Below are 26,944 nucleotides of genomic sequence, written 5' to 3'. Positions count from 1 at the left end.
TCCCCATTCCCCATTACTATATGCAGCAAATAGAACGTTATCGCGGCAGTCTTCTCGGTTTAGCAGTTGGCGATGCTCTCGGAACAACTTTAGAGTTCCATCGCCCCGGAACGTTTGCGCCTATTAACGATATGGTTGGCGGTGGCCCGTTTCGACTGCAACCGGGCGAGTGGACGGACGATACTTCGATGGCACTTTGTTTAGCTGAAAGTTTGATTGAGAAACAAGGTTTCGATCCTGTCCATCAGTTAGAAACTTATGTGCGGTGGTGGCGAGAGGGACATTTGAGCAGTACAGGCAAATGTTTTGATATTGGCAATACGGTTCGACAAGCACTTGGAAAATTTGAAGATAAAAGACAACCTTTCTGCGGTTCTACCGATGCTCATACTGCTGGAAATGGTTCGATTATGCGTTTAGCTCCCGTGCCTTTGTTTTATGCGAAAAATCCTTTGGAAGTCCTAGAGAAATCAGCAGTAAGTTCTCGAACTACTCACGGTGCTGCTACTTGTGTGGATGGTTGCCGCTATTTTGGTAATTTAATTGCGGGGGCTGTGAATGGGGTTGCTAAAGATGTGTTGCTTTCGGAAAGATATTGTCCGATTGCTGGATATTGGGCGGCAAATCCGCTGGTTGCGGAGATTGATGAGATTGCGGCGGGTTCTTTTAAATTGCGACAACCTCCTGAAATTCAGGGTAGTGGTTATGTTGTCAAGTCTTTGGAGGCGGCACTTTGGGCATTTTACAACAGTTCTTCTTTTGCCGAAGGCTGTTTGTTGGCTGTGAATTTGGGCGACGATGCGGATACAACTGGTGCGGTTTACGGACAGTTGGCTGGGGCTTTTTACGGAGAATCAGGTATACCGGAAAAATGGATCTCGCAATTAGTCGATCGCACTTTAATTGCATCTTTTGGCGATCGGCTTTTCTATTTATCTAGATCGCTCTGAATACTTATATCAGTTTTCAATCTTCTTGGTTTTTACAAGAACTAGCAATTTTAGTTAACATAGATAAATTTACCCCACCATCTACCAGAATAGGCGCAACCACAGGCAGATTGCGCCAACAAAACGCTATATTTTGTTGTTCATAAGTCCTGAATCGAAAATCAAAAATCAAAAATCGAAAATCAATTGACGTGTGTAGCAATTCGTGATATGTGTCTTCGCGTTGATCTAGGGTGTGTCATCAATTAAAAGAGTTGACAAAAGCTGGCGAATGTGCGTAGGGTTCGGATCGCTCACTCAAGCTTCAGGAAAACCCGATGACACGGCGCTACTGGCAGCCTCAGTCATTGGGCTGGCTTAACCCTCCGATCGCTACTCACTACACGTTAATTCTGTTTTGTCAACCAACCTAATTAATGACACGCCCTACATATAAAAAATATTTATGAATAAATCTTAAGTTTTAATTAAATTTAGTATTATAATTTTGGTAACTTCCAACTAAGTATTTATTCTCACTATGATAGCGGATCAATTTCCTTGGCTGACCGCAATTGTCATCCTACCCCTGGTAGCTGCCCTCGCCATCCCTTTTGTGCCCGATACAGACGGCAAAACCGTGCGCTGGTATGCCCTAGGCGTAGGCATTGCAGATTTTGTATTAATGTGCTGGGTGTTTTGGACTCATTACGATCCCAGCATCTCTACTTTCCAAATCGTCGAACAATATCCCTGGATACCTTCTTTAGGCTTCAACTGGTCTGTTTCCGTTGACGGGCTGTCTGTGCCGTTGGTACTGTTGGCGGGATTGGTGACGACGCTATCAATCTTTGCAGCCTGGGAAGTCGATCGCAAGCCGCGACTCTTCTACTTCCTGATGCTGGTGATGTACTCCGCACAAATAGGAGTCTTCGTCGCCCAAGACATCATGCTGCTGTTCATCGTCTGGGAACTAGAACTAATTCCGGTGTACCTACTAATCTCGATTTGGGGCGGACAAAACCGTCGCTACGCAGCTACCAAATTCTTGATTTACACCGCAGGCGCTTCCATCTTTATTTTGATAGCTGCCTTAGCAATGGCATTCTACGGCGGAGGCACCCCCACCTTCGACATGGTAGAACTAGGCTTGAAGGACTACCCACTGAGTTTAGAATTACTCCTTTATGCGGGATTGCTGATTGCCTTCGGTGTGAAACTGGCGATTTTCCCCTTCCACACTTGGCTACCTGATGCCCACGGCGAAGCATCTTCTCCGGTGTCGATGATTCTGGCCGGCGTATTGCTGAAAATGGGCGGATACGGACTGATTCGCCTGAATTTGGAACTTCTTCCCCAAGCACACGTTTACTTTGCACCGATTATGGCGGTGCTCGGCGTGGTCAATATTATCTACGGCGCGCTGAATTCCTTCGGCCAATCGAACATGAAGCGCCGCCTAGCGAATTCGTCGATTTCTCACATGGGATTCGTGTTGTTGGGTATTGCTTCCTTCACGGATTTGGGAATCAACGGGGCGCTGTTGCAAATGATTTCCCACGGTTTAATCGCCTCAGTATTGTTTTTCCTGGCTGGCGTTACTTACGATCGCACCCATACAATGATCATGGACGAGATGGGCGAGATTGGGAAAGTCATGCCGAAAGTGTTTGCCTTGTTTACCGTAGGTGCGATGGCATCTTTGGCACTCCCCGGAATGAGCGGTTTTGCTAGCGAACTCTCAGTGTTTGTGGGCGTCGCAACTAGCGATATGTACAGCGGTTCTTTCCGCGCGGTGACAGTGTTCCTGGCCGCAGTAGGACTGATTTTGACGCCGATTTATTTGCTCTCGATGCTGCGACAGTTATTTTACAACTGTGGGACACTAGCGGCTTGCGACCTTGAGGATCTAAATTTGCAGAATCAGAGAAACAATCTGGATGAAGCGGTTTGTTTTGGTAATAGTTGCGTTTTGCCGGGTGATGCACCGTTTATTGATGCTAAACCTCGGGAAGTGGCGATCGCATTTTGCTTTTTGATACCGATTGTCGGCATTGGTTTTTATCCCAACATGGCCATGCAAGTCTACGATGCCAAGACTGTCGCAGTCAACGCAGAAGTCCGCCAATCTTACATCCAAATTGCTCAACAAAATCCTCGGATTTATGCGAATCAACTTTTGGTTCCCAAAATTGCCCAAGCTCAAAAATCGCCTGCTTTGGACAAAATTACAGGGTCTGAATCTGCATCGGTTTTTGGCATTGTCAAATAATTTTACCGAATTCTGTTTTTGTTGAAAATTGGGCGATCGCTTTTGTCAAAGGGCGATCGCTTTTTTCTTATAGCAGAAGGAAGAAGGAAGAAGGAAGAAGGAAGAAGGAAGAAGCAGTAATAGCAATCGTTTCAGCGATTAAGAATGTCCTCACCGTCTTGGCGGTTGCTATCGCACTTAATTTCTGAAATAATCTGCGCCAGATTCTCCCTAGCATATCCCACCTCAAGAATGGATTTATCCTCCAGATCAGAGGCAACTTTATTCAAGATATTTAGCGGTTCTTCAGAGCCTATTGTTTTCGCAAACAAAACTTGCAGCCGATTTTTTACTAATTCTAAAATAGAGCTAATTGGCTCGCCTTTATTCCCTTTCCTTTTAGCAATGTTGATGCTCAATTTGTGAGTTTTCAACAGCCGTATTCTTTCTATTCCTTGCGTCTTAACCGTCTCCAAAACCTCCGCTCGAATCTGATCGACTAATCGGTCTGCCACATATTGCACGATCAAAGGCTGAAGCATAAAAACAGTTTCCCCGCCCTCACTAATTTTGTCAATCAGTGAGCGACGACCCAGAGAATCGAGATTTTTCAGCAAATCTGAAAGCGATGAATTGACCAACATCTGCTCTCGCAAAGTCGCCAGGGAAATCGGGCTTTGAGCAATAGCAATCCAGTAGGCAATTTCTTGTTCAGAACTCGACATTCGATCGAACTGCTGCGCGAGCAAATTGCTGATATGTTCTTCAATAAATAAAGCCGTAGCTTCCAAAAGCTTTAAAACATTCCCCTCAAAAAACTCGTTAATTGTTGTCGCTACAATCTTTAATGCTAACAGATTGCCCCCGTACCGGGATAACAAGATTTCCAACTCTTGCTCTTGAGGCGACAAACCTTTTTCTTGGAAAATTTCCCGCGCTATTTCCTCGGAAATAGCAGGTTTTAAAGACCGCACTTTTTCTCCAGCCAGCAAAGCCAGTTCCGTAGGCTCTTCCGAACTAACTAGCAGTAAACAGCTATTGTGATTGACCTCACAGAGCCGCACAATTAAATCTTGATATCCTTCGTAGCCTTCGCGGTAGTGTCCCGCTAATTCTTCGGGTCTGAGAACCGCTTCAAAATCATCTAAAATTATCAGACAGCGGTGTTTCCGCAGATACTCGACCAAGCGCGAAATTTTGCTGTTGAGATCGATGGGCACATCGGGTTTTTGTGGGTTAGAAAAAAGTTGAATTAAGCTTCCTAGGAAGTCGGATGGTGCGGGTGTCGATCGCAGCGATCGCCAAATCACAAAATCAAACTCATTCTGTACCTGTTTTGCCAACTGCACCGACAGAGTTGTTTTGCCGCTACCAGCCAAACCCAGCAGCGCTACCAGGCGACAATTATCTGATACAATCCACTGCTTTAAAGTAGTTAATTCTTCAGTCCGTCCGTAAAAAACCGAAACATCCGGTGCTTGGCCCCAATCTTCCTGTCGGTGTCCGAGCGCCATCTTCAATAGGGAGCCTTTACCTCGACTAAAATCGCTCGTTCCCTGATCGATGTGGTATGAAAACAGCAACTGATGCCTCAATTCCGAAAGCTTTCCAGGGCCGTTCCCCCCGATCTGAAACTTTTTGTAAACTTCGCCGAGTCTTTTGCGAACGGCGATGTCGCTAATGCCAAGCTTTGTGGCGATCGTCGCTGTAGATTGACCGTCGAGAGCCATAAACACAGTTTCTAACTCGGCATCTGTGACACCGCGCTGTTTGGCGATCGTTTGCACAAAGTTTTGAGGAATCGGAGTAGTCAAGGTAGGAATCTCGTCTATACTAAAAATCTATCTTCTATTATATTGTGTGAGTTCTCGCAGGCGAGCAATTGAATCGAATCAGTCAACGTTCAGCTTGCTTTTTGTTGTTTGGGCAGTTTTAGATATTTATACCCAATTATCGATTGTGATACCAGTTTAAAAAATTGCTACTCTCGGCCCGTGATCCAAACCAATACACAATCAGTCATTCCCAATTCTTTAATCCTTTAATCTAAAATGGTATTGTAAAACTTCATTGAGTTTATAAGCAATTATAAACAATAATGGTATTATGTTGTAAGTGTTGAATAAGGAATACGCACAGCCTGAAAAACGGAAATCTCAAATGCAGTTAACAGAGAGGCACATCATTAAATCCACGGAACATCGTTTCGCCCAAATTGACGAACTAGCTTTCAAGTCCAAAAACCTCTACAATGCCGCCAATTACGTTATTCGTCAGAGTTTTATTTATGGGTGGGGCTATGTTAATTACAACGAAACGAACCGCTTGATGAAGTCTCATGAAGCCTACAAGGCTTTGCCTGCCAAAGTAAGTCAGCAAATCTTAATGGTTTTAGACAAGAACTGGAAATCGTTTTTTGAGGCTGTTAAAGCTTACAAAGTCGATCATTCCAAATTCACAGGTCGCCCAAAACTACCAAAGTACAAAGATAAGGTCAAAGGGCGCAACCTTCTCATCTACACGATTCAAGCAATTAGCAGCAAACAGTTGAAGAAAGGAATCATTAAACTTTCGGGTACAGAACTTTTAATTAAAACCCAAGTCAATCCCGACCAGGTTTGCCAAATTAGGCTGGTTCCGAAATGTGATTCCTATGTAATTGAGGTAATTTATGATGAACCGGAGTCCACCCTTGGCAACGCTAATTTTGTAGCTAGTATGGATTTAGGACTGGATAATTTAGTGGCGTTAACTTCAAATCAACCGGGATTTCTCCCTTTGTTGATTAACGGGCGACCATTGAAATCGCTCAACCAGTTCTACAACAAGCGAAAATCACGATTACAATCCCAGTTAAAAGGGAACCGCAAAATATCACCCCGAATTCAGCGCTTAACTCGCTGTCGCAATCAGAAAGTAGACAATTACTTACATCATGCTAGCCGTCTAATTATTAACCTTTTGCTCACCAAGCAGATTGGGACGCTAGTAATTGGCAAGAACGCGCAGTGGAAAACAGAAATAGATTTAGGGAAGCAAACCAACCAAAAATTTGTTAGTATTCCTCACTCTCGATTAATTGAGATGTTGGAATACAAAGCTCGGTTGGTAGGAATCGATGTAATTGTACAGGAAGAATCTTACACATCTCGCGCAAATTTTTTGGGTTTAGATTCAATCCCTGTCTACGGGAAAACAGAAAAAGAGCCTGTGTTTACTGGTAAACGAATCAAGCGAGGTTTGTACAAAACATCGACTGGTCGGTTAATTAATTCTGACGTGAATGCAGCGTATAACATTCTCAGAAAAGCAATCCCAAATGCGTTCAGCAATGGGATAGGGAGCTGCGTAGTTCAGCCGAGGCGGGTCGATCCGCTCAAAGTGAAAGGGAAGGGGGAGGGACTTGAAGCCTCCCATGTCATGCAATAAATGACTATACTTTTACCAGCTATGAGAAACGGGGAGTTAATCTGCATTAATTGTTGCTATTTCCCTACCCGTAAAACCTATTGTAGAGTGGAGGCGCGGCGATTAATTTATAGCACCAAACCATAAATATCCAACCGCCCCACAACCCACCGTCAACCAACAAGCGCGTAAATTCACAATTTTGGAAAGCAGCGCTGTATCAGCCAAAATTTGTCGCACTAGCGCGGTATTCTTGGGCCGAAAGCAGCCGCCAACTCCCCTCGCCCAGAAGTTCCAAAACCTGCTGGTGATATTTCACTAAGCTCAATCGGTGGCCGACACTCACAAACGTAGTTTTAGTGGCTTGCAACTGCTCGTATAAATGTTGCTCGTTCTTCAAATCCAAAGCACTTGTCGCCTCATCCAAAATAGCGTATCTCGGTTCCGTCAATAACAATCTAGCAAAAGCTAAACGTTGCTGTTCTCCCAGCGACAAAATCTCACCCCAATCTAAATCCGCATCAAAACCGCCCAATCTGTCCGGCAAATCTGCTAAGTTTACTGATGCCAAAACGCGGCGCAATTTTTCCTCATCAACCTCGCTGCTGCTGTTGGGATACAAAAGTTGCGATCGCAAACTACCCAAAATCATATAAGGACGCTGTGGCAAAAACAGCATTTCCCCCAATTCCGGCCGCGCCAAACGACCAGTTCCCGAATCCCACAAACCCGCAATTGCCCGCAGCAAAGAACTCTTCCCAGCACCGCTTTGCCCGACAATTAACAGTCCTTCACCGGGCTGCACTGCTACCGACAAATCCCTAATTAAAGTCTTTTGATGCTGCGGAGTATCTAAAGTAACGTGCTCCAGTGTCAACTGAGAATCTACTACTACATCTATAGCAGTTCCTCCGGCACGAGATACCGCTTTTTCCGCTTCCAGAGTATCTGTAAATACAGTCAAACGATTGATACTAGCGGCAAAAGAACTCAGCGGCTCAATCTGAGTTACAATCACAGAAAAAGCGCGCAAAACCTGACTAAAAGCAAAACCAGCTTGAGTGATATCTCCAAACTCGATTGTACCACTTTGATCGGCAAAATAAGTTGGAGCCAGAAACAAAGCCGGAATAATCACCACAGCATATCCGTATCCAGTTGTGAAATAATCCAAATTCCGCTGCCAACCAATTAGCAAATTAAAATTGCGAAATACTTCCACAAATCGCTGCTTTATTTGAAATGATTCTTGCTCCTCGCCTCCATAAAAAGCAATAGATTCGGCGTTGTCGCGAATGTGAACCAGTCCGTAGCGAAAATTTGCTTCTTTTTTAAGTTGCTCGAAATTCAGAGGTACTAATCTTTGACCAAAAACTAGAGTAGCTGTCGTGCCCACAATAGCATAGATAATCAGAAAAATCGAAAGTTGTTTTGAGATAGACCACAGGATACCAGTAAAAGATATAATATTAACTATTGAACCCAGGATGAGCAGCATAAATGACAAACTTGTCCGGGTAAAAGATCGGACATCTTCGGAAATTCGCTGGTCTGGATTGTCGATTTCCTTGTGTAAATTTATTTCGTAATAAGCCCGATTCTGAAAATACTTATCGAGGAACTTATTCGTCATCCACTCCCGCCAGTAGATACCCAATTTATCTTCGGTATACCGGTAAATTACCACAATGGGAGTGCCGACTATAAAAACCCCTGCATACACAAACAGATACTTCCAGTAATTGAGCTGGTCTTTCTTAGCTAGTGCTGTGTTAAAAAAGTTACCGACGTAACTAATTATTACATTCATACCGCTGACTGACAGCGACAAAAACAGCAGCAAAGTCAATAAAGCCCAGGGCTGCCAGTGTGCAGTCAATCTGTCTTTGAACCAGACAAAAGCACTGAAAGGAATAATTAACATTAAAGCCACGATCGCAATTGCGGGCGAATTAATAATTCCTTTCAACAAAGTAACTAAGCCGGCTGCAATACTATTGACAAATTCGGGAAATAAAACTTGAGTACCCAAACATACAGCGCTGACGAGCACAAACATCGCAGCGAAGAGAAATATCAACAACAGCGCCACTAATCCCAAAAATACCCTGCCTCCCCCAGGCTCTAAAGGATAAAAGTAAGGTTGAGCGATCGCAATAAATCTCTGCCACAACTGACGGTCAAATCGATTCATCTTTGCTGTTTACAAAACTACTTTGACTGTTCTAACATATCAAGTCTTGTGACAAACTGCAGCAGTAATTTATGTCGAAGTTTCGCGAAAAAATTTGTCTCACCCACAGACGGAAACTTGTTTTCCGAGTTAAGTGGTGGAGACCAAAAATTTGGGAGCTTAGTTCAAGCTCTTATATTCATCTGTTGAATCAATTCTTTAATCTCAAATCTCAAATCTCTCTAGCTGGAAGAAGTTGCGCTATCGCCGGCCAAGTCCGACTGCAATTTACTGGGGTAAAATCGTTGGCTAATCCCTAAAATTACTTGTTTCATTAGCCAATACAAAACAGCAATTACTACAAAAGTGACAGCCATTACTAAAACCGGACGCTTGCCTATCAAATCGTTCATTACACTGTTAACCAGCGCATCGGGGTTAGTAAGAATGTCCCAAGTGTTGAAGCGGATAAATCGCCCTAAATAAATGCCGATCGCCGAAAGTGCGTGTATAGTTATCTCCGTTACCAGGATAAATCTACTCAAACCCTGTTGCTTCAAATAGTAACCCAAATTCATCACCGACAGCACGTAAGCCCCAAACCCGGCTAGCATAAACGCCAGATACTGCGGGATCAAAGCCAGAGTCACAGTCCACACCGAGTTCCCCTCTTTAATCTGGCGGATCAGGTGAATGATATCAGTTAAAACGTAGGGCGCATTGGGTAAAAATGCGATAAACCAGAAAAAACCGCCCCACCACCGGAGAGAGCGAACTCCGCGCTGCCGCAGTACCCAGATGTCTACAGCCATCAGTGCCAGCGTAATCGCGATCGCCCCCAAAACGTAAGTTTTGCCCACATCTTGCACAATATGCTTCAGATAGCCTAAAACAGGGCGCGTACTGGACAAAAAAGTAGCGCCCAGGAGAAAGCCCGTACCCCACAGCAGCCAGCGCGATCGAGGTTTGCGGAACAGCCAAAAACTTAGGCCCAGCGGTACTAAACCCAAAAACAAATTCCAAGACATCCAGCGGACATTGTGTCCCATTGCTTGCAGGGCTTCCAGGATTAATCCCATCATGTCAATTTTTCTACAATTAAAGGTTTGATGCGGCACCGCTTCATTCGCAGCTTCCGTCTATTTTAGTCTTTAAATTGTAGGGTGAGTCAGCTTATGGCCCCTCGCTGCGCGCCTGAAAATCAGGCTCTGCTGACGAATCCTACCACTGCGGAGTCAATCTCAAATCTCAAATCTCAAATCTCAAATCGACTGACGCACCCTACTATTTATACACTTTGTCGATCGGAATCTCAATCTTAAAAGTTGTTCCGCATCCTATGGAGGAAATACACTCAATTTGGCCCTTGTGCTTTTCCACCACAATCGAGTGCGCGATAGACATTCCCAACCCCGTACCTTTCCCCACAGCTTTTGTAGTAAAAAACGGGTTAAAAATGCGATCGACTATCCCATCGGGAATGCCCGTACCATTGTCCGAAATTTCTACCCTCACAGTCTTCTGGGGGGTGACACCAGTGGAAATAGTAATGTGGCCACTCTTTGTATCTGCTTCCCGAACGGATAACTTTTGATATCGTTCTTCAATAGCATCAATTGCATTAGCAATAATATTCATAAACACCTGATTCAGTTGGCTCGCATAGCACTCCACCGGTGGCAGTTTTCCAAACTCCTTAATTACTTCAATTTCCGGGCGACAGTCCCTACTCTTCAAGCGGTGCTGCAAAATTAACAAAGTGCTTTCAATTCCCTCGTGAATATCGACCGGCTTCATTGCGGATTCGTCCAGTCGCGAGAAATTTCTGAGGGACAACACAATTTGCCGGATGCGCTCGGTTCCTACCTGCATTGAACCCACAAGTTTTCTTAAATCCTCAGCCATGAAATCTAAATCAATCTCTTGAATGCGATCGACAATTTTTGAATTAGGTTCGGGATACTCACCTGCGTAAAGGCTCACCAGATCGAGCAACTGTTTTGTATACTGGTTGAGATAATCAATATTAGCGTAAATGAAGTTAACTGGATTATTAATTTCGTGAGCAATTCCAGCAACTAATTGCCCCAAAGAAGACATTTTTTCAGTTTGGATGAGCTGAGTTTGAGTAGAGCGCAATGACCGCAGCGCTGACTCTAAATCTCTGGCTTTTTCTCTTTCTCGTTCCTCGCTTTGCCGCAGTGCTTCCTCTGCTTGTTTGCGAGTCGTAATATCCTGGGAAACTCCAATTATTACCTTAGCCTGACCCTCCGCATTCCTACTAAAAATAGTATCCCGGCTTTGCAGCCACAACAATTGACCGTATGCTCCCTGTACCCGGTACTCAATTTCCCTAGTTTCGCCATCTTCAACTTCTGCAAAGCTCGCGTGATGTTTCACAATTTTAGGCAAATCTTCGGGGTAGATTAACTGAGGCATGAGTGACGAATCCATCGCTGTAATGTCGTCAAGGGTGTATCCCAAAAGCCCGAACAGTGAAGTATTAGTGTAGATATTGCGCTGTTCTTCCAAGTCGTATAGATACAAAATACCGGGAGTAGCCTCGGCTACTTTTTGAATAAACTGCTGGCTTTCTTGCAATTCTAATTCAGCTTGTTTGCGATCAGTAACATCAACGGCGATGCCGTCCCAAAGAATATCGCCGTTGTCCTTAGCTTCAGGACGCGCATTTATCTGAAACCAACGAATGTTGCCGGAAGGCAGCACCATCCGTCCTTCCCACTGCCAAGCTTGCAAACTCTGGGCAGAAATAGCAACAGATTCGTCATGATTTTGGCGGTCTTCGGGATGAATTAAATCTGTTACCAAAGCCGCATTTTTCCGAACATCTTCTGGATCTAACTCAAAAAGTTCTCGGCAAGCACCATTTATGTAAGGAAAACTGAAACAGCCATCGGCACACAACAAAAATTGATAAATGATTCCCGGCACATTAGCAGACAGCTTTTGGAATCTTGCCTCGCTTTCCCGCAGTGCTTCCTCTGCTTGTTTGCGCTCGGTAATGTCAGTAATTGAACCAACCATGCGGACTGCTTTTCCAGATGCGTCCCACAAAGCTTGTCCCCGACTCAATATCCATTTGTAAGCGCTGTTGTAGCACCACAAGCGGTATTCGGTGATGTAATGCGGCGTTTTTCTCTCCAAGTGTTCTTGAAGAAGTTGCTGAGCAATCGCTAAATCATCGGGATGTAAACTCGTATTCCATGTCTTATTGTAATCGCTAATGTCACTATCTTCGTAACCAGTGATTTCCTTAAAGCGATCGGACACAAAAAGTTCCCCAGTTTGCAAGTTCCAGTCCCAAATGCCGTCATTGTTGCCTTTGAGTGCTAACTGCCAGCGTTCTTCAGTTTGCATCAATTGAGCACTTCTCTGTTTGACTCTATTTTCTAGTTCTTGATTAAGCTGTTTGAGACTTTCTTCTGCCTGGTTGCGTTCGATCGCAATTCTTGCTAAATTCATCGACGCTTCTATCAATTGCAGATCGACAATTGGGGGGTGGCACGGTTGGGAATAATACATTCCAAAAGTTCCCAAAACTTTACCCTGAGATGATAAAATAGGAGTAGACAAGCAAGCTCTCAGTCCAAAACTCAAGGCTAAATCTCGATAATTTTCCCACAAAGGATCGCTGGCAATATCTGTAACAATCACTTGTTGGCGGGTAAAGGCAGCAGTGCCGCAGGAGCCTACATCCGGGCCGATGTGTCTGCCATGAATAGCAGCATTGTAACTGTCGGGCAAACTGGGCGCGGCTCCGTGTAGTAAATGTTTGCCGTCTTGAGCTAGAAGCAATATCGAACCGATGACATCTCTAGATTGCTGCTCGATAATTTCAACTAAAGTATTTAAAGTATCGCCCAGAGAAGCACCCTTAGCAATCATTTCTAAAATTTGTTTTTGACCCGTCAACCAATTTTCAGCTTGCTTGCGCTCCGTAATGTCGCGGGCCACCAACAGAACCTTGTTTTCTTTCATTGGTGAAATGGTAGCGGCAAACCACGTTTGTACGCTGGCAATTTCCAGGTTATATTCAAAAGTACAGGTCTGATTTGTACCAAGGGCGATGCCAATTTTATCCTGAAAAATATCTGCAATTTCTAGATCGAATACTTCGCTGATTTGTTTGCCGACAAGTTCTGCAGGCGGTTTGTATAAAAGGCTGGGATTTGTCGGCGCAATTTTCAGATAGCGTCCCTCCGTATCAAGCACCAAAATTACGTCGTTCATGGCAGCGAACAAAGCTCGAAGTTCCGATTCAGAAGCTTGCAGGGCGATTTCAGCTTGTTTGCGATCGCTAATATCCGTCCCGATACAAAGCAGTCCAGCCACATTACCCTTCGCATCTAGTAAAGGTTTATTTGTCCACGCTATCCACACCCTTTCTCCATTGCTGCGGATGTTTTCATTTTCGTTTTGGAAGTATTTTTGTGGCTGTGCCAAACAGTCTCGAATCTTTGTCGCGAGGTCACTTTCAAATAAATCTGTTTTCGGTATAATTGTGCCGCTCGCACTTTTGCCGATGATTTCTGCTTCTGAATACCCGAAAAAAGTTTCAGCACACTCGTTAAAAAAAGTAATCTTCCCTTCACTGTCTAACTGCACAATCATGCTGTTAGAATTCTCAACTAATTGCCGATACTTAGCTTCGCTCGATCGCAGTTTCGCACGGCCATACACCCAGCTAAAGACCGCCACCCCGGTGAAAACAGCCAGCAAGCCGCCTCCAAAGAGCAGCCACCCCCGAAGCGGCGCATTCGCACGCCATCCCCCCGCCGGAATTGCGGCCAACTGCCAGGAACCGTTGGGCAAAGTCACTTCCAGCAGCACGGGCTTGTGCTGAAAAATTGACTCGTCACCGAAAAACACAGGGCCGGATGCTCCCGAACCGTCTTTGCCCCGCAGAGCGTATTGCAGCTTCGCTGAGGAGTCGTTGAGTCCTGCTTCCTCAATGAGGGTATTTTTGTCGATGATCAGACCTGTCAAGCCCCAGTAAACTCCTGTTTCAGGCTCGGCACCGGAGGGTGTGAGAAAAATCGGCGATCGGCTGATGAACGTCTCGTCCCCCTCCAATAATTTCACGGGCCCGGCAAGCAAAGTTTTTCTGGTTCGGATGACCTCTTTGACCATTTGCCGGTGTTCGGGTAGCGTCGTCAAGTCCTCTCCGATCACCGCTTCATTTCCCTCCCGTGGATAAATGTAAGCGACCCTCGTGCCTTTAACTAAAGTTATGGCGCGAATGCCCGGTTGCTGTGCCACCAGAATTCTCGCCGTCGCTGTAAACTCGGCTTCGGTGATGTTTGGGTTGTTGGAAAGGTAAGCCCCCAAACCCCGCATCAAAAACAGGCGGGAATTCAAAGAGCCTTCCAGCTTAGAACGGACTGTGCTGAGGCGATCGAGGGTGCTAGCGCGGTTGTAGTGAAAAAACCGCCGCTGTTCTGAGCGATCTAAAATGCCAACTCCGACCCAAATTGCTATTGATGCCGAAATTGCTGCTAAATACGGTGAAATTTGGAATTTTTTCACCTTCAAGTATTCCATCTGCCGGCGGTTAAGGTATATTTTTTAGATATTTAGATAGATTTAGTTTAGTTTGATTTCTCTAGCCAAATCCAAGATTTTCGCCATACCGGGCTTTTCGCAAGCGGGCGCGAGTTTGTTGTGTTTGAGGACGCCCGCCGAACGTCGGCCAGAGGCAAGCATCTAATCATCAATTCTATGGAAAAAGTTTTAAATCTACAATCGACTGACCGAAAGTAATGTCGTCATAAGCCCCCGGATTCATTCCTTCGCAGGCTCAGGACGCATCAATCTAAAATCTAAAATCTAAAATCTAAAATCTAAAATCGACTGACTCGCCCTCGATCGGGTAGGGCGCGCCATACTCCCGCACCACAGCGGTGGGGGAACGCGCACCCGAAAGACGGGAGTTATTAGCTAAAATAAGGTTAGCAATAATTTTTTTCAGCGCTACGCCGAATCTATCATAGGGGCAATTTGATGCAAGAACAGTTGATGGAAGCGATCGCACCTTACCGCGATCGCGTTGATTATCTAGAAGTTCGCCTCGAACAAAGCGAGTCAACTGCGATTAGTTTTCGCGGCCCTCAGTTAGATGCTGTCAACCGCAGTTTTAGTCTCGCCGGTGGCATCCGCGCCTGTCACAAAGGTGGCTGGAGTTTTGTAACTTTTAACGGTTTAGATGAATTAAAAGACCGCATTGAAGAAGCTGTAGTGCAGTCTCGTTTGGTTGGCAGCGAAAAAACTCTACTAGCAGATGTCACCCCGATTCAAGATTATGTAGCGGTGGAATTGGGCCGCGATCCGCGCTCTATTACTCTAGCCGAAAAGCGGAAATTGCTCGAATCTTACAACCAGTTGCTGTTAGATTACGACCCGCGAATTCAGACAACAATGGCAGGTTACAGCGATAGATTTGGGATTACTTATTTTGTGAATTCTCAAGGTACTTGCATCGCTCAAGAGCGCTTGGACGTGACCGGGCGTTTCGGAGCGATCGCCCGCGGGGAGGGCGGTGTCGTCCGCCAAGGGTTTGAGTCGATTCACTCGCGATCGGATTACGATGTCTTGACAAATATTGAAGATCGTGTTAAAAGTGCTGCCGTTCGAGCAGTGGGCCAATTAGAGGCAAAATCGGTGAAAGGCGGTCAGTATCCGGTGATTTTAGACCCTTATTTGTCGGGGGTTTTTATTCACGAAGCTTTCGGGCATTTGTCGGAAGCAGACGGCATTTACGAAAACCCGAAAATGCAGGAATTGTTGACTTTGGGCAAGCCTGTGGCGATCGAACAATTGAATGTAATTGACGATGCAACTGTGCCGGGATTACCGGGAACTTTGAAATACGACGACGAAGGCGTGCCGGCTCAGTGCAAGCATTTAATTAAAAATGGAGTTTTAGCGGCTCGAATGCACAATCGCGAGACTGCGGGCAAAATGGGCGAAAGTCCGACGGGAAATGCCCGGGCTCTGAGTGCTACTTTTATGCCTTTGGTGCGGATGACTAATACTGCGATCGAGTCTGGCGAACATTCTTTTGACGAAATGGTTGCCGACATTGACGAAGGAGTTTATGCAGTGCGGATGTTGGGAGGACAAACCAACGGCGAAATGTTTACCTTTGCAGCGGCTCAAGGTTTTATGATTCGCGACGGCAAATTAGCCGAACCCGTGAGCGATGTCACTTTAAGCGGCAATGTATTTCAGACTTTAAAGGATATTGAGTCTATAGGAAACGACTCGGTTTATGCCTACGGCGGTTGCGGTAAAGGTGGCCAGAGTGGTTTGCCCGTAAGTGTCGGCGGCCCCCATTTGCGGATTAAAAATGTCGTCGTCGGAGGAAGGTAATCATTAGTCATTAGTCATTAGTCATTAGTCATTAGTTATTAGTTCAAGACTTACGAAACTGGTTAAGGTGAGGGTGCGATCGCGCCCTCACCTTAACCATTCCGGGGTACTAACAAGTTGACAACCGACTCAAAATTTACTATTGACTTTCACTCGCGCTGAGTGCGATGCCGGAGGCTACCGTTACCAAAGGTGTCAATTTCCGCACATCAATTAGCACAACGAATAAGCTTGACTTGTACGGATTTCGCGTTCTTGTAGCCAATTTTATTCCCCTTAATATCAATTCCGGCGCAGGCCGGAATGATATCAAATCCGCGCTTCGGGAGTCGGGCGTAAAGTCAAATCAAGCTGCCAACAAATAATTCGGGCAATTTTCATTTTTTTGACTCACAGTCAACAGTCAACAGTCAACAGTCAACAATGATTCCGGTGCAACCGGAATCGATATAACTCGCCTTCATCTCTACCCGCTCGCTCTGCCTAATGGGAATCTCAATCACAAATTCTGCACCCCGCTCTGGCTGTGATAAACACTTCAAATCTCCGCCGTGCTTCTCCACCACAATCTGATAGCTAATAGATAATCCCAAACCCGTGCCTTGACCAACAGGTTTAGTTGTGAAAAAAGGAGTAAATAGATTCGACCTTACCTCGCTTGTTATCCCCAGCCCATTGTCTTTAACACTGATTCTTACCCAATCCGGATTCAGCATAGAAGTACGAATCGTAATCGTACTTGGGTCGTTTTTAATTTGCTCTGGGCTGCGTTTTTTATCATACTGATTCAAGGCATCAATTGCATTGCTCAGCAAATTCATAAATACCTGATTCAACTGACCGACATAACATTCTATTTTTGGCAAATCTCCGTATTCTTGAATAATTTGAATAGGTGGACAATCAGGCTTAGGCTTGAGCCGACTCTGCAAAATAACTATACTGCTGTCGATGCCATCGTGAATATTAACGGGTTTCATCTCAGCTTCGTCAAGGCGCGAGAAGTTCCGCAACGTCAGCACAATCTGACGGATACGTTCAGCCCCTACTTTCATCGAAGATAGCATTTTAGGCAGATCTTCTCTGATAAATTCTAGCTCTATGTTCTTAATTAAAGCTGCGATTTCAGGGTGCTTATGAGCATCGTGCTGCTCGTAAAGGTTAATTAAACCCAATAAATGCTGAGTATACTCATTGACATAAGTTAAATTGCCATAGATAAAATTAACGGGATTATTAATTTCGTGGGCAACACCAGCAACTAACTGTCCTAAGCTAGACATTTTTTCAGTCTGAATAAGCTGAGCTTGGGTGCGCTGTAAATTTTGCATTGCGAGTTCTAGTTGGATAGCTTTTTCTCGCTCTCGCACTTCTGAGTGCCGCAATTTGTCCTCTCTTTCTTGGCGCAAGCGTTCGTTTTCTTTTAGTTCTTGCACGTGCTGCAAAGTTTTGTTAATAGTAATTTCTAAATCCTGAAAATCTATAGGCTTAGTCAAAAAATCAAATGCCCCACCATTCATTGCCTTTCTAATATTTCCCAAGTCGCCATAAGCAGATATAACTACTGTTTTGACCATAGTAACTAGCTCGTTAAGTTTCGCTAGCAAAGCCATGCCATCCATGACTGGCATATTAATATCTGTCAGTACAATATCTATATCCGGCTCCTCTTGCAACTTTGAAAGCGCTTCTACGCCATTATGTGCAAAAAAAACTTGGTATTCTCCTGCGCGTATCTTTTTTCTAAATTTCTGGCAAATTAAAGATTCTAAATCGGGTTCGTCATCCACAAATAATATTTTAGCTGGCATATTGCGAGCCCTTTCGGTTGTATACGACATTTTTTCTCATTTGATTAATTAACTTATCCGAATAATATTTATATACTTTAAGTTCTATTATAAATTATTTTAGGAGTAATGAAAAGGCTGATTTTTACCAGGGCAAACCGGACGGCTGTAATAGGCTCTCTCGTTTGGTAGAGGCCGATCGATTAGCTCAAATCAAGTTCAGCCTTAGTTTGTCTGATTGGAATTTCCATCGAGAACTCCGCTCCCTCCCCCATCTCTGAAACACACTTCAATGCGCCCCCATGCTTCTCCACTATAATTTGGTAGCTGATATAGAGACCCAAACCAGTACCCTGACCTACAGGCTTAGTAGTAAAAAAAGGTTCATAAATACGGTCTTTCACATCTGCGGTCATTCCCACCCCATTGTCCCGAATTTGAATGACGACACGGGATTTTTCCTCTAGCAGAATAGTGCGAATAGTAAGGGCGAGTTGGTGAGCTAAGATGTCATCTAGTGACCGTTGTTTATTGTACTCATTCAAAGCATCGATCGCATTAGAAACAATGTTAATAAACACCTGGTTGAGTTCTCCAGCATAGCATGCCACTAAAGGCAGATTGCTGTACTCCTCGATCACTTGAATCTCTGGACGCGCTGTCGTTGTTTGAAGTCTATTATTCAAAATCAGCAGGCTGTTTTCGAGCCCTTCGTGAATATCAACCGACTTTATGTTAGCTTCATCAAGCCTCGAAAAGTTGCGTAAAGACAAAACAATCTTGTGAATACGGTCAACACCACATTTCATCGAAGCCAGAATTTGGGATAAATCTGCTATCATAAATTCTAAATCTATGGCTTCGATTTCAGTTTGAATCTCAGAAGTGGGAGGGGTGTACTGCTGCTGATAGAGATGCAGCAGGTGCAGTAGGTTTTGGATATAATCACTGACGTGGCTAATATTGCCAGAGATAAAATTAGCGGGGTTGTTAATTTCATGAGCAATCCCCGCAACCAGTTGACCCAAAGAAGACATTTTTGCAGTCTGAATCAGTTGAGCTTGGGTATTTTTTAGCTCTTGCAGACTTTGTTGTAAATCCTGAGCTTGTTCTCTAGCGCTAGCTTCTGATTGTCGCAAGCGCTGGTTTTCTTTTAACTGTTGCACGTCGCGCAGCGTTTTGTGGATGGTAATTTCTAAATCCAGAAAATCTATCGGTTTAGTCAGAAAGTCAAAGGCACCTAAGTTCATTGCATTTCTTATATTTTTCATGTCGCCATAGGCTGATATAACTATTGTTTTCAGGGGTAGGTCTATTTGATTAAGTCTAGAGAGTAAAGTCAGACCATCCATTTCAGGCATATTAAGATCCGTCACTACCATATCTAGATCCGGGTGTTCTTTCAATTTTTCCAGGGCTTCTACGCCATTATGGGCAAAAAACAACTGCCATCCTGCCGTGCGGATATTTTTTTTAAATTTTTGGCAAATCAGAAATTCTAAATCAAGCTCGTCATCCACAAATAGTATTTTAATTGGCATATTTCTATCCTATAAGTTTTGTGCATGCAAGTTGTTTAATTTTTATTCCTAAGCTAATTGTGGCTCCTCCATATTGTGAATATTTTTTCTTTTAATTCGTCAAAGTTAACGGGCTTAGTAATATAGTCATCAGCTCCATAGTCCATAGCGGTTTGGTAATTTCTCTCATCTCCATAAGCGGTAATCATAAAAACTTTTAGATCGGGAAATTTTTCTTTGATAAGCTTCAGGAGTTCTAGCCCATTCATACCAGGCATATTAATATCGGATAAAATCAAGACAATAGACGCTTTTTCCGGGGTTTCTAAGTAGTTTAAAGCTGCCTCGGCCGACAGGGAAAAATAAAATTGAAGTTGCTCCGCTTTGATTTCTTTTCTAAATTTTTGTTTAAACAATGACTGAATATCTTCTTCGTCGTCTACAACCATTACTTTCATTGTTTTTACTCCTTAACTCCGGCTATCTTTTTTTGCAATGTAATTATAAATTCGGTGTAATTTCCTACTTCTGTTTCTACTTTTAGTTCTCCGCGATGCTGCTGGACGATAATATCGTGACTGATAGATAGACCTAGACCAGTCCCTTCCCCAGCAGGCTTTGTAGTAAAAAAGGGATTGAAAATTTTATCGAGTACATCGGGCGTCATACCCGGGCCGTTATCGCGAATGCGAATTTCAACCGCCGAGCCCAGATTTCGAGTTCTGACATCAAGCTGGGGTGAAAATTCTTCTCCCATTTCTTGTTTCTTTTTATGGGCTGCATAGCAAGCATTGTTAATAATGTTAAGAAAAACCCTGGAAATATCTTGTGGCACGACTTCTACTTTGCCAATATCATTATCGTAGCCGCTTTTTATGATAATGTTAAAAGAAGCCTCCTTGGCTCGCATCCCGTGATAGGCTAGATTGACATATTCTTCTAATAAACTATTTATATCTGTGGCTTCCCAATGACCACTTTGTCCGCGAGAATGCAAAAGCATATTGCCGACGATTCTGTCGGCTCTTTGACCGTGTTGATTGATTTTTTGGAGATTGGCTTTTAGATCGGTTAATAGCTCAGCAATATACTCACTTGTTTCTGGTTCTAACCGTTCAGTTTGATTTTCAATTTCTTGTAAAAGTTCTTCGGTTAATTCAGCAGAAACTTCGGAAAAATTGTTGACAAAGTTTAATGGATTTCTGATTTCGTGGGCAATTCCTGCTGTTAAACTGCCCAGAGAAGCGAGTTTTTCTTGCACGATAATCTGATTTTGCATCGCTCTGAGATTTTCTTCGATCCGCTGGCGCTCTTCAATTTCATTCTGCAATTGCTCCACAGTATGGGTGAGTTCAGATGTACGCTCCTCGACTTTGATTTCTAGTTCCTCATTAGCTTTTTGCAGGGCTTCCTGGGCTTGCTTGCGATCGGTGATATCGCGGACGATCGCCACATATTCTTGCAGATCCTGATTGGAAACAGAAGCGTCTTGGGAAAATCGATCGGAGATGGCAACTTCCAGAATGCGCGAGTCTCCATTGGGTAAGTTGAGGTTTTGTTCACTGCGACTGAGCCACTGCTCTGGCTGATCCGCTAATCCGGGTAGTAATTTGTTCAGGTAAGACCCAATTAGCCTAGTTGCGTCTATTCCGAAGATGCTTTCAGCAGCCGGATTAGTCTGACGAATTACACCATTTTCATCCAGCACTACAATAGCGTCTAGGGCAATGGTAAAGAGCTGTTCTGCTCCCTCTCGTGCTTCGTTCATTGAGACGACCTGGGGTAAGCTCGTCCAGCAGGCAACTGCCACCCCAATAAAAGCAACTGTCACGAGTAGCACTACCAATAAATTCAAGCCAACACTAGAGTTAGCATATAATTTGAAGCCAAAAATCCAGCCGATCGCCACGGCGCTAACGATCAGTAAGATTAAAACTACAACCTGAGACGCTACAAAATCTGGGATCTTGCCCTGGCTGCTGTTGCGATAACGCCGAATCCACCACGAGGGATGGAAAGGTGCAAAAGCAATGCGACTCATCCCTGCATCCACTGCTAAAACGGCAAGGGGAAAAAACAACCCAATGATAAAGTCTTGCCAACCCCAAGCCAAGCCTCCGACTACTAGAACCACCGCATCTACTACGAAAAAGCCCAGCGACCACCCAGGCCACCGAACTTCTGGCTTATCCCGCCGCAGCCATAGTGAGAGATGGAACATCATCAGGCAGACAACCAAGCCAACATTAGTAATCGCCACAAGCCGAGGCACATTTCCCCAAGCTAGACAGATTAAACTCAAAACCAAAACCAAGGCAAGCGCGAACCCAAATACACCCCGTCGGGATACAACTGCGAATGTTGGCGAAATATGCCCATCTACGGCAAGTTGGTACAGCATCCGGGGGCAGTTGGAAACAATTGTCGCGCAACTCAGAAGACAGCTTGCGACTACTAGAAAGGTGACAAGGGTGGGAACCCAGGGCCCCCATAATACCTGACAGGCAGCTAATACATTCAAGAATACATCGTCTTTCAGATCGGGAGCGGTAGCCAAGCGCATAAGTACCCAGGAACCTCCCAAAATAACAGGCAGCATCCCCAGTGCGGAAATTTTGAGAAACTGCAACGTTTTAGTAGGGTTGCGACTATCCGCTACGAAACTGGCGGCGGAGTCACAGCAGTAGAAGATGTATGTAGCAAAGTAAAACCACTTAGCCCAGTCAATAAAGGTGAATTCCGGCCAAATGGTGGGGAAAAAGCCGGGACTGTTTGGGGAAAAAGCTAACCAGATTAGACCATGAATGGAAAAAACGGATAATACGCCCACTGTCGGCAACACAAAAAAGGCGTGGAGAATACTTAAGGCGCGAGTACCGCTGAATGTCAAAATGAAGGGTAGGAGCGTGAAGGTAATATTTAGTAAAGTTTCAGGACAGCTAAAACCTAAACTATTGAGGTTGACTTTGATTAGCTGGGTCAGCACGATCGCAGAAATTGGCAGTGTTGATACCCAGCTTAAAAAGTAGCCGATCGCCGCATAACTTCCCAGACCCGGATAATTTTTCAGCATTCGGGCGGTATAGTTTGGCGTTCCCCCAGCCATGTCTGGGAAATACTCGCCGATGCGTTTTACCTGTAGATTGAGCATTATGCCCATGAGGATACCGGGCAACCAGACGAAGATGGCGCTAGGCCCAATCGCTGCTTGGATCGCTGTGGCAATGGTAAACCAATTGGCGTGACCGGTGAGGCCAAAGCCCGATGTTTCGACGGCACTCAGGCTTCGGGGTAGGCGCATGAGCGATCGGCTATTGAGATTTCCTCCTGGGGAAGGCTCAGCTAGTTCTGAGTGGTAGCCGTTTTCCGGCTGGTGTCGGATGTTTTTCGCCATCACTTTTATCTATTATTTTGGGGATTTTGCTCTCGCCACCGTGATGTTCAGCTTTATAGCTTTTAACTTTTTCCGTTAAGCATTTTTGCGAGTCTTAAATTTTGGCAAAGCTGCCTTTCCCAGTCAACCATGAAAATCTATCTCAATCCATCTTCAATATTACATTTTATTTCTGACTTCTGACTTTTGCTAATTTCGCGTTCTTTTAGCTATGCCGTTGAGGCTTCGGCAAAGTCGTTGGGTGTTTAAGGCCTTCAGGCATTACATAGAAATTGGGCAGGACTTAAGCAACTGCCACAGCTCCGGGTACCAGCACCATAAAATTAGACAATAAACATCAGAACATCGGAATTTTTTAGTTGCTCAATTAAATAATTTGATAGCAGCCCGTGTTTAATTTGATATATTATTTGACCTGTTTTATCCGCTCAATTTTTGAGCGCCTAACCCACACAATTTAAGCGCAAGCAATATGATTTATTTGAAGGTTAGCTTGACGGCACTGCCAATATTCTCTCCCGGTTACTTACTTGATTTCCCTAGGAAATGGCTCAATTTTCCAACGAATAGCACACACATGAGTGTACGTTATTCGTGCTGGATTGAATTTGGTTGTTAGTCGCGACTGTCCACTTGTCAGTGCCCCGGAGTGCTTAAAGTGATGGGTGAGGGGGCGATCGCGCCCTCACCATGTGCCCATTGCGTAACTCCTGTAGTTAATTAGTAGAGTGGGCCTCGGCGCACCTTACTACTACAGATAGTGTCAAAATAGAAGGAATGCAGCGTAAGTCTTGTTCTTCCCTCTTGCTTCTTCGTTCTGACTTCAAAACTTACGCAAAAAATGAATGGTTCAATCCGCTATTGGTACAAACTCTTTGGGACGAAGCGCACCCTACAGATAGAGTTTGTGCGTGCAGGAGTGTTCCCTCTTCCTTCTTACTTCTCCATAAAAAACCCCGGTTTCTTCAAAAAACCGGGGTTTTTCCTACCAACTAAGAGAGGAGTCAAAACTTCACAGGTAGCGGTTGCCGGAATTCTGCATTTCTCGCACAACCCTCTAAACCAAACTACGGGCAAATTCTAGTTGCAGCTTCTTTAAAGCTGTCTCATTTCCTCTTCAAGCACCCGAACCAAATCTTGATTGCCACTGGATCTCGCTACTTCTATGCGGTGCATCAGTTGCTTGTGAATATTAGCGCGGTGGGTTTCTGCTACTTTTTTTACGTTTTGACGATTTGTGTTCATGGTGGACGTTCCTTATATTAAATTTGGTGTACCTGCTACTTCTCTAATATAGCGCTAAATTCCAAAAAGTATCTAAATTTACAAAAAATTTACAGTTGTTGACCGATCGACCAAACTCCTGTATAAGATTGGCCATAAGTCAATAGCGATATCTTGACAATCAGAAGTCATTAGTCATTAGTCAGTAGTCATTAGTCATTAGGCCGATGCCCGATGCCCGATGCCCGATGCCCGATGCCCGATGCCCGATGCCCGATGCCCAACATTTACATTTAGTCAAGCGGTGCGCGGTACGCACCCTACATTTACTCAAAACTCAAAACTTGCTTCAGCGCCTCTACCAACTGCTGAAGGTGTGCGAGCTCGTGAGTTGCCATCAGCGAAATCCGAATTCGACTCACGCTTACAGTCGGAGGCCGAATCGCCGGAGCAAAAATACCCATCTCCTTGAGTTTGCTGCCTACTGTTAAAGCTGCCGCTGCATCTTTTAACGGAAGACTGAAAATTGGGGAGAGGCAATTGCTAATTGGTAATTGGTGATTGGTAATCGCGCAATATTTGAAAGTTTCGATATTTTGTCGCAACCGAACTCGGCGTTCTGGTTCTTGCTGTACAATCCTCACAGCTTCCAAAGCAGCCGCCGCGTCAGCAGGCGTCAATGCCGTAGTATAAATCCAACTCGCAGCTCGATTACGCAGAAAATCAATTAAAGCAGCAGAGCCCGCAACGTAACCACCTAAACTTCCCAAAGCTTTGCTGAGTGTCCCCACTTGAATCAGCGGTGTTCCCGTACACCCGAAATGTTCTGCACAACCGGCACCGCTAGCACCGAAAACTCCTGTAGCGTGAGCTTCATCTACTAATACCATGCAGTTAAAGGTTTCGGCCACAGCCAACAACTGCGGCAGCGGACACAAGTCCCCATCCATGCTAAAGACGCTATCGGTAATAATTAAACACTTGCGGTATCTCGCGCGATTTTGCTCTAGCTTGGCCGTTAAATCCTCAAGATTGCAGTGACTGTACTCTAGGGCAGTTGCACCGCTGAGTGCGGCTCCGTTTTTCAGGCTCGAATGGTTGTACTTGTCAGATAATATCAAATCGCGCTTGCCGACAACGGATGCGATCGCCCCTAGATTAGCCAAATATCCCGAACTGAATACTAAAGCATCTTCAGTTTGTTTTAAATTAGCAATAGCTTGTTCTAGCTGTCGGTGCAAATCGCGGTGTCCGCTGACCAACCTCGAACCCGTCGCACCCGTACCAAATTCCTTAGTTGCAGCCATAGCAGCTTGAATTAACCTGTCATCGCCGGCAAGTCCCAGATAATCGTTGCTGGCAAAATTAATCAGCCGACGGCCTGCTAATTTTACCACCGACCCAGGGGAACTTTCGATCGATTGTGGCGATCGATACCAATCGGCACGGCGAATAGTGTCGAGAGACTTCTCTATCCAAGCGTAAGGGTCTGCGTTCATATTGGAAAGCGATCGGGTAATAAGTTATATTGTCTTATAATCAGTCCCTGCCTATCACAGAAGCATATGCCACTCACTAAAAAATACAGATTAGTCACCCGCAGCGATTTTGACGGTCTTGTCTGTGCCGTTTTGCTCAAAGAACTCGATATGATCGACGAGATTAAATTCGTGCATCCTAAAGATATGCAGGATGGGAAAATCGAAATAACAAATAACGATATTAGCACCAATTTACCCTATGTTGAGGGAGTTCATCTAGCTTTCGATCACCATTTCAGCGAAACTCTTAGACACGAGAAAATCAAAATTAACCACATCATCGATCCCTATGCAGCTTCGGCAGCTAGGGTACTGTACAAATATTATGGAGGCCAAGCAAAGTTTCCTGATATTTCCGAGGCGATGATGGCGGCAGTTGACAAATCAGATTCCGCTCAATTTGCCAAAGAAGAGGTTCTGCACCCGCAAGAATGGGTGCTGTTAAACTTCATAATGGACGCCCGAACGGGGTTGGGAAGGTTTAAAGAATTTACCGTTTCCAATTATCAGTTAATGATGCAGTTAATCGATTACTGCAAATATCATACCATCGAGGAAATATTGCAGCTTCCTGATGTAAAAGAAAGAGTAGACCTCTACTTCGAGCAAGAAGAAAGATTTAAAGAGCAAATACAGCGATGCGCCAAAGTTTATAATAATTTAGTTGTTTTGGATTTGCGTAACGAAGAGGTAATCTATGCAGGGAATCGTTTTGTAATATACGCTTTGTTCCCTGAGTGCAATGTATCGATTCACGTACTTTGGGGACTGAAACAACAAAATACTGTTTTCGCAGTTGGCAAGTCAATCTTTAACAAAACTTCAAAAACTAATATTGGGGAGTTAATGTTAAGATATGGCGGCGGTGGGCACCAGAATGCCGGAACTTGTCAGATTGAAAACGATAAAGCTAGTCAAGTTTTGAAAGAGTTAATTGCCCAGATAGAGCAAAATGGTTAAATTGGCTTTATCTTTTTTGCAGTCAGGACTTGAGTCTTTGATTATTTATTTTAATTTTCAGCACTAAAGTCCTTACTACAAATGGGGATTTTTAGGACTGAAGTCCTTACTGCAAACGGGAGTTTAGTCCTCAAGGTTTTGAGCTGGCGGGTTCTGAACATTGAGGTTTTCTGAACTGTTGCCTTTGACTGGTGGCAAATGGTCTACCAAACCCATATCAAAAGCGATATCCGGCAACTCATCAGCGTTATATTTTCCTGGCTCAAACAAGCGCCCAGGAGTAAAACAAGGCTGTTTCAATCGTACCACTTCCCCCGGTGAAAACATTCCCCTAAACATTTTGCGTTCGAGTCCCATAATTTCCG

Annotated in this window: 16 protein-coding genes; 5 read left to right on the top strand and 11 right to left on the bottom strand. The window is 44.5% G+C overall.

Annotation, left to right across the window (positions count from 1 at the left end; all coding sequences use genetic code 11):
- Positions 1-20: 20 nt before the first annotated feature.
- Positions 21-950 carry an ADP-ribosylglycohydrolase family protein gene (locus QUB04_RS19735; RefSeq protein ID WP_333286910.1) on the top strand — a complete coding sequence of 310 codons (930 nt, stop codon included), beginning with the start codon at positions 21-23 and terminating at the stop codon, positions 948-950.
- 520 nt (positions 951-1,470) lie between these two features.
- Complete coding sequence (locus tag QUB04_RS19730) at positions 1,471-3,201, top strand: NAD(P)H-quinone oxidoreductase subunit 4 (protein ID WP_333286908.1); 1,731 nt, start codon at positions 1,471-1,473, stop codon at positions 3,199-3,201.
- A 131-nt stretch (positions 3,202-3,332) separates the two neighbouring features.
- Here QUB04_RS19730 and QUB04_RS19725 read toward each other — a convergent pair whose 3' ends face one another.
- Positions 3,333-4,994 carry an NB-ARC domain-containing protein gene (locus QUB04_RS19725; protein WP_333286906.1) on the bottom strand — a complete coding sequence of 554 codons (1,662 nt, stop codon included), beginning with the start codon at positions 4,992-4,994 and terminating at the stop codon, positions 3,333-3,335.
- A 346-nt stretch (positions 4,995-5,340) separates the two neighbouring features.
- Between QUB04_RS19725 and QUB04_RS19720 the strand changes: the two genes are divergently transcribed.
- Positions 5,341-6,609 carry a transposase gene (locus tag QUB04_RS19720; protein ID WP_333203849.1) on the top strand — a complete coding sequence of 423 codons (1,269 nt, stop codon included), beginning with the start codon at positions 5,341-5,343 and terminating at the stop codon, positions 6,607-6,609.
- A 199-nt stretch (positions 6,610-6,808) separates the two neighbouring features.
- Here the strand turns inward: QUB04_RS19720 and QUB04_RS19715 are convergent, their stop codons facing one another.
- The 3 genes from QUB04_RS19715 to QUB04_RS19705 all read right to left on the bottom strand — a co-directional run bounded on the left by QUB04_RS19715 (position 6,809) and on the right by QUB04_RS19705 (position 14,308).
- A complete protein-coding gene (locus QUB04_RS19715; RefSeq protein ID WP_333203851.1) occupies positions 6,809-8,782 on the bottom strand; it encodes an ABC transporter ATP-binding protein/permease in 1,974 nt (657 codons plus the stop codon).
- 221 nt (positions 8,783-9,003) lie between these two features.
- Complete coding sequence (locus QUB04_RS19710) at positions 9,004-9,843, bottom strand: DUF1361 domain-containing protein (protein ID WP_333203853.1); 840 nt, start codon at positions 9,841-9,843, stop codon at positions 9,004-9,006.
- A gap of 202 nt (positions 9,844-10,045) precedes the next feature.
- The gene (locus tag QUB04_RS19705; RefSeq protein WP_333286904.1) at positions 10,046-14,308 is read right to left on the bottom strand and encodes a PAS domain S-box protein; all 4,263 of its coding nucleotides are present in this window, start codon (positions 14,306-14,308) and stop codon (positions 10,046-10,048) included.
- A 474-nt stretch (positions 14,309-14,782) separates the two neighbouring features.
- Between QUB04_RS19705 and QUB04_RS19700 the strand changes: the two genes are divergently transcribed.
- A complete protein-coding gene (locus QUB04_RS19700; protein ID WP_333106075.1) occupies positions 14,783-16,150 on the top strand; it encodes a TldD/PmbA family protein in 1,368 nt (455 codons plus the stop codon).
- 410 nt (positions 16,151-16,560) lie between these two features.
- Here QUB04_RS19700 and QUB04_RS19695 read toward each other — a convergent pair whose 3' ends face one another.
- The 6 genes from QUB04_RS19695 to bioF form a co-directional block, all read right to left on the bottom strand.
- On the bottom strand, positions 16,561-17,991 hold the full coding sequence (locus tag QUB04_RS19695) for an ATP-binding protein (RefSeq protein WP_333286902.1): 1,431 nt from the start codon (positions 17,989-17,991) through the stop codon (positions 16,561-16,563).
- Between the two features lie 152 nt (positions 17,992-18,143).
- Positions 18,144-19,481, bottom strand: coding sequence for a response regulator (locus QUB04_RS19690; protein ID WP_333286900.1), 1,338 nt, complete (start codon positions 19,479-19,481; stop codon positions 18,144-18,146).
- Between the two features lie 53 nt (positions 19,482-19,534).
- Positions 19,535-19,909: a response regulator gene (locus QUB04_RS19685; RefSeq protein WP_333286898.1), complete on the bottom strand. Its 375-nt coding sequence runs from the start codon at positions 19,907-19,909 to the stop codon at positions 19,535-19,537.
- A 14-nt stretch (positions 19,910-19,923) separates the two neighbouring features.
- On the bottom strand, positions 19,924-22,854 hold the full coding sequence (locus QUB04_RS19680; protein ID WP_333286896.1) for an ATP-binding protein: 2,931 nt from the start codon (positions 22,852-22,854) through the stop codon (positions 19,924-19,926).
- Positions 22,855-23,949: 1,095 nt separating this feature from the next.
- Positions 23,950-24,099 carry an arginine synthesis PII-interacting regulator PirA gene (gene pirA / locus QUB04_RS19675; RefSeq protein ID WP_172185012.1) on the bottom strand — a complete coding sequence of 50 codons (150 nt, stop codon included), beginning with the start codon at positions 24,097-24,099 and terminating at the stop codon, positions 23,950-23,952.
- A gap of 305 nt (positions 24,100-24,404) precedes the next feature.
- Complete coding sequence (gene bioF, locus QUB04_RS19670) at positions 24,405-25,577, bottom strand: 8-amino-7-oxononanoate synthase (protein ID WP_333286894.1); 1,173 nt, start codon at positions 25,575-25,577, stop codon at positions 24,405-24,407.
- A 66-nt stretch (positions 25,578-25,643) separates the two neighbouring features.
- On the opposite strand from bioF, the gene QUB04_RS19665 reads away from it, so the two are divergent.
- Positions 25,644-26,579, top strand: a complete 936-nt coding sequence (locus QUB04_RS19665) for an exopolyphosphatase (RefSeq protein WP_333286892.1) — start codon at positions 25,644-25,646, stop codon at positions 26,577-26,579.
- A 123-nt stretch (positions 26,580-26,702) separates the two neighbouring features.
- Here the strand turns inward: QUB04_RS19665 and QUB04_RS19660 are convergent, their stop codons facing one another.
- Positions 26,703-26,936, bottom strand: coding sequence for a hypothetical protein (locus tag QUB04_RS19660; protein WP_333286890.1), 234 nt, complete (start codon positions 26,934-26,936; stop codon positions 26,703-26,705).
- Between the last annotated feature and the right edge of the window lie 8 nt (positions 26,937-26,944).

The organism is Microcoleus sp. D2_18a_B4 (assembly GCF_036702475.1).
In the GTDB taxonomy this organism is placed as follows: domain Bacteria; phylum Cyanobacteriota; class Cyanobacteriia; order Cyanobacteriales; family Microcoleaceae; genus Microcoleus.
Note: the sequence above shows the minus strand (reverse complement) of the source record. Positions and strands in the feature narration are given on the sequence as shown.